The 7,671-nt window shown below is 71.8% G+C and carries 7 protein-coding genes; 5 read left to right on the plus strand and 2 right to left on the minus strand.

The features are described from left to right. Positions 1–309 precede the first annotated feature (309 nt). Complete coding sequence (locus AC3EVP_RS36565) at positions 310–1,944, minus strand: NsdA family TPR-like regulatory protein (protein WP_335984126.1); 1,635 nt, start codon at positions 1,942–1,944, stop codon at positions 310–312. Positions 1,945–2,245: 301 nt separating this feature from the next. Between AC3EVP_RS36565 and lipB the strand changes: the two genes are divergently transcribed. From lipB to AC3EVP_RS36585, 4 genes are all read left to right on the plus strand, one after another. Beyond that, positions 2,246–3,022 carry a lipoyl(octanoyl) transferase LipB gene (gene lipB / locus AC3EVP_RS36570; RefSeq protein ID WP_335984125.1) on the plus strand — a complete coding sequence of 259 codons (777 nt, stop codon included), beginning with the start codon at positions 2,246–2,248 and terminating at the stop codon, positions 3,020–3,022. Between the two features lie 114 nt (positions 3,023–3,136). Next, on the plus strand, positions 3,137–4,120 hold the full coding sequence (gene lipA, locus AC3EVP_RS36575; RefSeq protein WP_435138023.1) for a lipoyl synthase: 984 nt from the start codon (positions 3,137–3,139) through the stop codon (positions 4,118–4,120). A 403-nt stretch (positions 4,121–4,523) separates the two neighbouring features. Further along, entirely contained in the window at positions 4,524–4,685 is a 162-nt protein-coding gene (locus AC3EVP_RS36580; RefSeq protein WP_435138026.1) for a hypothetical protein, read from the plus strand. A gap of 33 nt (positions 4,686–4,718) precedes the next feature. Then, on the plus strand, positions 4,719–5,399 hold the full coding sequence (locus tag AC3EVP_RS36585) for a DUF4191 domain-containing protein (RefSeq protein ID WP_335984122.1): 681 nt from the start codon (positions 4,719–4,721) through the stop codon (positions 5,397–5,399). 118 nt (positions 5,400–5,517) lie between these two features. Here the strand turns inward: AC3EVP_RS36585 and AC3EVP_RS36590 are convergent, their stop codons facing one another. Then, the gene (locus AC3EVP_RS36590) at positions 5,518–5,985 is read right to left on the minus strand and encodes an RDD family protein (protein ID WP_335984120.1); all 468 of its coding nucleotides are present in this window, start codon (positions 5,983–5,985) and stop codon (positions 5,518–5,520) included. Between the two features lie 253 nt (positions 5,986–6,238). Between AC3EVP_RS36590 and glnA the strand changes: the two genes are divergently transcribed. Beyond that, entirely contained in the window at positions 6,239–7,648 is a 1,410-nt protein-coding gene (gene glnA, locus AC3EVP_RS36595) for a type I glutamate--ammonia ligase (protein WP_335984118.1), read from the plus strand. The last annotated feature ends 23 nt before the right edge of the window (positions 7,649–7,671 follow it).

Below are 7,671 nucleotides of genomic sequence, written 5' to 3' on the forward strand. Positions count from 1 at the left end.
TGGCCGACGGGGCCTGGCACCCCCGGGTGTTGCGTCTTGCGGCGGGGCTGCCGGCTGTGGCGGGAAGGGCCGCAGGTGGGCAGGGGCGCGAGGAACTGCGCGACCAACCACACCCCACCCGCACACAAACCCACCACCGCAAGGGGCACTCCCCCAGGGGCGCGGGGAACTGCGCGACCAGCCACGACGCGCCTCGGCCCGGCCACCCACATGGCCCCCCACCCCCGTTCCCGCCCCCGACCCGCGTCCGCGCCCCCGTCCCGCGGGAACGGCGAACCGCCCACCCGCCAAGCCCCGCCGGCAAGGCGTTCAGCGGGGCAACGCGGCAATGCGGTCGTGAAAGGCACGTACGGCGACCGTGTCGCGGAAGGGCTCGAGCCGTTGCCGGAAGTCCCGCACATACTCGGCGGCCCGCACCGACCTCATCTCGCTCGCCCCCCGCACCACCTCCACCCCGTGCGCACACGCCGCCTCCACCTCGCCGAGCCCGAGCCGCGCACACGCCAGCACCGTGCGGCAGAACAACCGGCTGCGCGCGTACGCCGCCGCCCTCAGCTGGAGCGACCGCTCGGCGTACTGCACCGCCGCCCGGTACTGCCGCAGGTCCCGATGGCAGTGCGCGAACTCGTCCGCGAGCTGCGCCTCGTCGAAGAAGCGCACCCACCCGGGCACCTCGTCCCCGCCGCGGGCGGCGGCCAGCGACCGCTCGGCCCGCGCCAGCGCCGCCGCACAGGCCCGCGCCTCCCCGAGCAGCCCGTGCCCGCGCGCCTCGGCCGCGTGCAGCAGCGCGTGGACGACCGCGGGTGCCGCGGACCCGACCCCCTGCTGCGCGACCCGGGCGAGCTGCACCGCCTCCCGCCCGTGCCCGAGGTAGACGGCCTGGCGGCTCATCGTCACCAGGACGTAGCTGCCGTAGGCCCGGTCCCCCGCCGCCTGCGCCAGCCGCAGCGCCTGCACGAAGTACCGCTGCGCGAGGCCGTGTGCCCCGATGTCGTAGGAGGTCCACCCGGCGAGCCGGGTGAGGTCGGCGACGGAGGCGAACAGCCGGCGGCCGAGCGCCTCGCCGTAGGAGCCGCGCAGCAGCGGCTCGGCCTCGTGCTCCAGGTAGCGGACCAGGGCCTGCCGGGCGTGCCCGCCGCCGTACGCGTGGTCGAGGGAGCGGAAGAGGTCGCCCACGGCCCGTACGGCCGCGATGTCGCCCGCGCCGACCCGCCCGGCCGCGCCGCCCCCGGACGCGGGCCCGGTACCGCCGAGCACGACGAACGGCTCGCCGTCCCCCGGCCCGCGCCCCTGCACCGGCACCCGCGCGCCCCGCCCCGGCCACGCCCCCGGGGCCGGTGCTCCGCCGCCCGGTTCGGCGGGCGGCGGCGCACCCGAGGGCGCCGCCAGGCCCCCCGGCGGCGCCCCCTGCCCCACCCGCTCGTCGGCCCGCCCGATCAGCCAGTCCCGGCTGGGCACCACCAGTCCCGCCGGGGTGAACGCGATCTTCCGCAGCTCGGCCTGGTTCCCGGTGTCCTTGCGCCACAGCCCGCTGACGATGTCCACCGCCTCCTCGGGCGTGGCCGCGTACTCCAGGCCCGCGTAGACCGGCGCGCACGCGTCCAGCCCGAGGTCGGGGGCGGCCAGCCGGCGGCCGAGGCGCTGCGTGAAGACCTCGGCGATCAGCGCGGGGGTGGTGCCGCGCGGCTGCTGGCCGCGCAGCCAGCGGGTGATGGACGTCTTGTCGTAGCGGAGGTCGAGCCCGTGCTCGACGCCGAGCTGGTTGACCCGGCGGGCGAGTCCCGCGTGCGAGAAGCCTGCCTCCGCGATGATCTCCGCGAGTTTGGTGTTGGCCCGGTGGTGCCGTTCGGTACGCGCAGTACGTTCGGTACGTTCGGTACGCGCCTGGCGGGGCGCCTCGCTGGTCGGAAGGTTCGGCGTTCGCTGCGTGGGGCGGTCCGTCATCGGCAGTACGGTCCACTTCCTCTGGGCGGTGAGACAGGATCGGCGCGAATGTAACGGTCAGTGCTGGGAAGCTCACCGTAAGAGCCGGATATTCGCCCGAACGGGCTACGAGTAGCGGCATTCCGGACACACCCGGCGCGGCTGGATTCCGCCGCCCCGCAGCGTTGTCCACAGCCGCGCGGAGCCCGCGGCACGCCCGCCCCGCGCGCCGCCGTACAGTTGCTGAGGTGCGTACGGCCGCACCACCAGCCGCGGCCCGCAGCGCGCCTCCGTCGCGCACCGCAGAGGAGTAGGAGTAGCCGTGAGCGAACTGCGCTTCGTCCACCTGGGGTTCGGCGCCGAAGCCGTCGAGTACGAATCGGCGTGGCAGGAGCAGCGCCGTGTGCACGCGGCCCGGTTCCTCGACGAGGTGCCCGACACCTGCCTGCTGCTCGAACACCCGCCGGTCTACACCGCCGGCCGCCGCACCGCGGACAGCGAACGCCCGCTCGACGGCACCCCGGTGATCGACGTGGACCGCGGCGGCAAGATCACCTGGCACGGCCCGGGCCAGCTCGTGGGCTATCCGATCATGAAGCTGCCCCGCCCGGTCGACGTGGTCGCCCACGTCCGCCGGCTGGAGGACGCGCTGATCGCGGTGGCCGCCGACTTCGGCGTGGCGACCTCCCGCGTGGAGGGGCGCAGCGGCGTGTGGGTGCTGGGCGACCCGGTGCCGCAGCAGCCCGGCGGCCTGACCCTGGACTTCGACCCGCGGCTGGCCGACGAGGAGTTCGACCCGCGGCTGAGCGGCCCGGAGTACGCCCCGTCGAACGCCGGACAGCGCCGTGAGGACCGCAAGCTCGCGGCGATCGGCATCCGCGTCGCCAAGGGCGTGACCATGCACGGCTTCGCGCTCAACTGCGACCCGGACAACACCTGGTTCGACCGGATCGTGCCGTGCGGCATCCGCGACGCGGGCGTCACCTCGCTCTCCGCCGAGCTGGGCCGGGACGTCACCGTGGCGGAGGTGCTGCCGGTGGTCGAGAAGCACCTGGCCGCGGTGCTCGGCAGCGCGGTGCTGCTGCCCCGCGCGGTGTAGGCGGAAGCAGGGAATGCCTTCTCCATGCCGCGGGTTGCACGGAGGACAGGCCATGGGAAGCACGGGCGTACGCTGGTGTTCGCCGTAGAATCGAAGCTTTAGAGGGAGCCGGTCGTGTCCGCAGTCGCACCCGACGGACGCAAGATGCTGCGCCTTGAGGTCCGCAACAGCCAGACCCCCATCGAGCGCAAGCCCGAGTGGATCAAAACCCGGGCGAAGATGGGTCCCGAGTACACACAGATGCAGAAACTCGTGAAGAGCGAGGGCCTGCACACCGTGTGCCAGGAGGCGGGCTGTCCCAACATCTACGAATGCTGGGAGGACCGCGAGGCGACCTTCCTCATCGGCGGCGACCAGTGCACCCGGCGCTGCGACTTCTGCCAGATCGACACCGGCAAGCCGCTGGCCCTGGACCGGGACGAGCCGCGCCGGGTCGGCGAGTCCGTGCTCACCATGGACCTGAACTACGCCACGATCACCGGTGTCGCGCGCGACGACCTCGAGGACGGCGGCGCCTGGCTCTACGCGGAAACGGTCCGCCGCATCCACGCGATGACCGCCGAGCGCCCCGGCGGCCGTACGAAGGTCGAGCTGCTCATCCCCGACTTCAACGCCGAGCCCGCCCAGCTCGCCGAGGTCTTCGGCGCCCGCCCCGAGGTGCTCGCGCACAACGTGGAGACGGTGCCGCGGATCTTCAAGCGCATCCGCCCCGGCTTCCGCTACGAGCGCTCCCTCGAGGTGATCACCCGCGCCCGCGAGGCGGGGCTGGTCACCAAGTCCAACCTGATCCTGGGCATGGGCGAGGAGCGCGAGGAGATCAGCCAGGCGCTCCAGGACCTGCATGACGCGGGCTGCGAGCTGATCACCATCACCCAGTACCTGCGGCCCTCCGCCCGGCACCACCCGGTGGCGCGCTGGGTGAAGCCGGCGGAGTTCGTGGAGCTGAAGGAGGAGGCCGAGGAGATCGGCTATGCGGGTGTGATGTCCGGGCCGCTCGTCCGTTCGTCGTACCGGGCCGGACGCCTCTTCCAGCAGGCCATCGACCGGCGGGCGGGCCTGGAGCCGGCCGTGGCCGCCGACGGTGCCGCTTTCATGTGAGATTGACCGGATGGTCACCGGCTGGTAACACGGTGTGGCGAGGCTTGGTCCTGCCACACCGTTGCCGTGCCGGGTCCTTCCGGGCGCCGGGGCCCCGGCTCCGCCGGTCCCGGCAGGGGCTTCCGGGCCTCGCACGGCACGTCCCGCTCCACCCGCAGCCTTCCTCGTTCCGCCTTCCTCCCGAGGGGACGCAATGCCGTCGTCGCCGTCGTCGCCGTCCGAGCAGGTGCACGTTCCCGGCCGCCTCCTGACCGGGCTGCCACCCCGTCTGCGGCTCCAGCCGCGCTTCCGGCTCCAGCCGGTTCCGGCGGTTCCCGGCCACCGCCGGGGGTCCGCCCCGGGGGCGGTCGCGGCTCCGGGGACAGGCCCGGGTACGGGTCCGGTGGCGGGTGCGTTGCGTGCCGTGGAGAGCTTCCTGCTCGGCGGCGGCCAGCAGACCGCCCGCAGGAACGCCTGGGCGGCAGTCGTGGCGGACCGGCAGCGCGCCAAGGACCGGCGGGAGGCCGAGCGCGAGATCGCGGCGCTCGCGGGCAGCGAGCGGGGCGAGGCCCTCGGACCGCGGTGACGGCGTACCGACAGGCCACGTATCCTTTGCCACATGGCGAGGAAGGAAACATCCGAGAGCAGTTCTGGACGGCTCGCACAGATCGTCCAGACATACAAGATGACCAGGCAGGCCGACTCTAAGATCGGTCTTGTCCTTGCGGCTGTGGGAATCGTCACCTTCGGTGTCATCCTCGCCCTCGGCTTCTTGATCAACCACCCGATCTACGCGGGCATCCTGGGCTTGCTGGTGGCCCTGCTGGCGACCGCGGTGGTCTTCGGCCGCCGCGCCGAGCGGGCCGCCTTCGGACAGCTGGACGGCAAGCCGGGCGCGGCCGCCGCCGTGCTGCAGAACGTACGGGGCTGGACCGTGACCCCCGCGGTGGCGATGAACAAGAGCCAGGACGTCGTCCACCGGGCGGTCGGCCGGGCCGGCATCGTGCTGGTCGGCGAGGGCAACCCGAACCGGGTGAAGGGCCTGCTGGCCGCCGAGAAGAAGAAGGTCGCCCGGGTCGTCTACGACGTGCCGGTGCACGACTACATCGTCGGCGAGGACGAGGGCCAGCTGCCGCTGAAGAAGATCCGTACGACGCTGCTGCGGCTGCCGCGGTCGCTGAGCGGCCCGAAGACCACCGAGGTGAACGACCGGCTGCGGGCGCTCGGGGACCTGATGAGCAACATGCCGATTCCGAAGGGGCCGATGCCCAAGGGGATGCGGATGCCGCGGGGCCGCTGAACCGTCTGCGGGTCAAGACACGTGAGAAGGGGTGCCGAGAGATCTCCCGGCACCCCTTCTCATGTCTTCCCGCGCCTTCTCATGTCTTCCTGTACCCGCCGCGCCCCGCGGGCCCGGTTCAGATCCGGACCTGGACCGCCTTGGCCGCCTTGTCGTGCAGCCCGCGGGTGTCGCGGTCCCAGACCAGCGCGGGGATCACGAGCAGCAGCAGCACCGTACGGATCACCGCCGCCAGCGGGCTGAGCCGGCGTCCGTCGAGGCCGACCACCCGCAGCCGGGTGATCATCTTCCCCGGGGTGCCGCCGACCAGCGACAGCCCGATCAGGCTGACCGCGCCGAAGACGGCGAGCGCCCAGTTGTTCGCGGAGTGCACGTCACGGTGCGCGATCAGGCCGTATGCGATCAGCACGCACAGCACCCAGTCGATGAAGATCGCCGCGATCCGGCGGCCGACGGACGCGATGGAACCCGGTCCGTCCTCGGGCAGGCCCAGCCGCTCACCGCGGTAGCCGAACTCGACGCCCATCTGCTCCGCGGCCGCGCGGGGCCCGGAGAGCCACGATCCCACTACTTCCCTGTTGTCCACGGCATCCACGGTAACCCCGGGCGCCCGGCGCCCACCGGGCGGGCACCACGGGCACCCGCCGGCCGCCCTTGCGGCTCCTGGGCGACGGGCGTTCGGGGGCAAATCCACGGCGTCGCGGTTAACCTCTGCGAAACAAATGGGTCATGCTGGAGAAATCCCTGATCCCTATGGTCAGGGCAGTGTGCGCCACCGCACTGGCCGCACGTCTCGATCGCCGACCCCGACCCGCGGGGCCGGGCCTAGGAGGAGTTGGATGTTCCAGAACGCCGACGACGTCAACAAGTTCATCAAGGACGAGGACGTCAAGTTCGTCGACGTCCGGTTCTGCGACCTGCCCGGCGTGATGCAGCACTTCACGGTTCCGGTCTCGACGTTCGACCCGACCGAGGAACTGGCCTTCGACGGCTCTTCGATCCGCGGGTTCCAGGCGATCCACGAGTCCGACATGGCGCTCCGGGCGGACCTGTCGACCGCGCGTGTCGACCCGTTCCGGCGGGACAAGACGCTGAACATCAACTTCTTCATCCACGACCCGATCACCGGTGAGCAGTACAGCCGCGACCCGCGGAACGTCGCGAAGAAGGCCGAGGCGTACCTCGCCTCCACCGGTATCGCCGACACCGCGTACTTCGGCCCCGAGGCCGAGTTCTACGTCTTCGACAGCGCGCGCTTCGAGACCTCGGCGAACGAGTCGTTCTACCACATCGACTCCGAGGCGGCCGCCTGGAACACCGGCGCCACCGAGGACAACCGCGGCTACAAGGTCCGCTACAAGGGCGGCTACTTCCCCGCCCCGCCGGTCGACCACTTCGCCGACCTGCGCGCCGAGATCTCCCTGGAGCTGGAGGCGGCCGGCCTCCAGGTCGAGCGCCAGCACCACGAGGTCGGCACCGCGGGCCAGGCCGAGATCAACTACAAGTTCAACACGCTGCTCGCCGCGGCCGACGACCTGATGCTCTTCAAGTACATCGTCAAGAACGTGGCCTGGCGCAACAACAAGACCGCGACCTTCATGCCCAAGCCGATCTTCGGTGACAACGGCTCCGGCATGCACGTCCACCAGTCGCTGTGGACCGGCGGCTCCCCGCTCTTCTACGACGAGCAGGGCTACGCGGGCCTGTCGGACATCGCCCGCTACTACATCGGCGGCATCCTCAAGCACGCCCCGTCGCTGCTGGCCTTCACCAACCCGACGGTGAACTCCTACCACCGCCTGGTGCCCGGCTTCGAGGCCCCGGTGAACCTGGTCTACTCGCAGCGCAACCGCTCCGCGGCGATGCGTATCCCGATCACCGGGTCGAACCCGAAGGCCAAGCGCGTCGAGTTCCGCGCCCCGGACCCGTCCTCCAACCCGTACCTGGCGTTCTCCGCGCTGCTGCTGGCGGGCCTGGACGGCGTCAAGAACAAGATCGAGCCGGCCGAGCCGATCGACAAGGACCTCTACGAGCTGGCCCCGGAGGAGCACGCGAGCGTCCCCCAGGTCCCGACCTCGCTGCCGGCTGTCCTCGAGGCCCTCGAGGCCGACAACGAGTACCTCCAGGCGGGCGGCGTCTTCACCGAGGACCTGATCGAGACCTGGATCGACTACAAGCGCACCAACGAGATCGCCCCCCTCCAGCTCCGCCCGCACCCCCACGAGTTCGAGCTGTACTTCGACATCTAGGAAGACCCCAGGTCAGAGCGAGT

Source organism: Actinacidiphila sp. bgisy144, from assembly GCF_057708105.1.

Bases quoted from the DNA above. Each gene is read 5' to 3' on its own strand.
- AC3EVP_RS36565 (WP_335984126.1), bottom strand. From the start codon at position 1,944: ATGACGGACCGCCCCACGCAGCGAACGCCGAACCTTCCGACCAGCGAG.
- AC3EVP_RS36585 (WP_335984122.1), top strand. From the start codon at position 4,719: ATGGCGAGGAAGGAAACATCCGAGAGCAGTTCTGGACGGCTCGCACAG.
- glnA (WP_335984118.1), top strand. From the start codon at position 6,239: ATGTTCCAGAACGCCGACGACGTCAACAAGTTCATCAAGGACGAGGAC.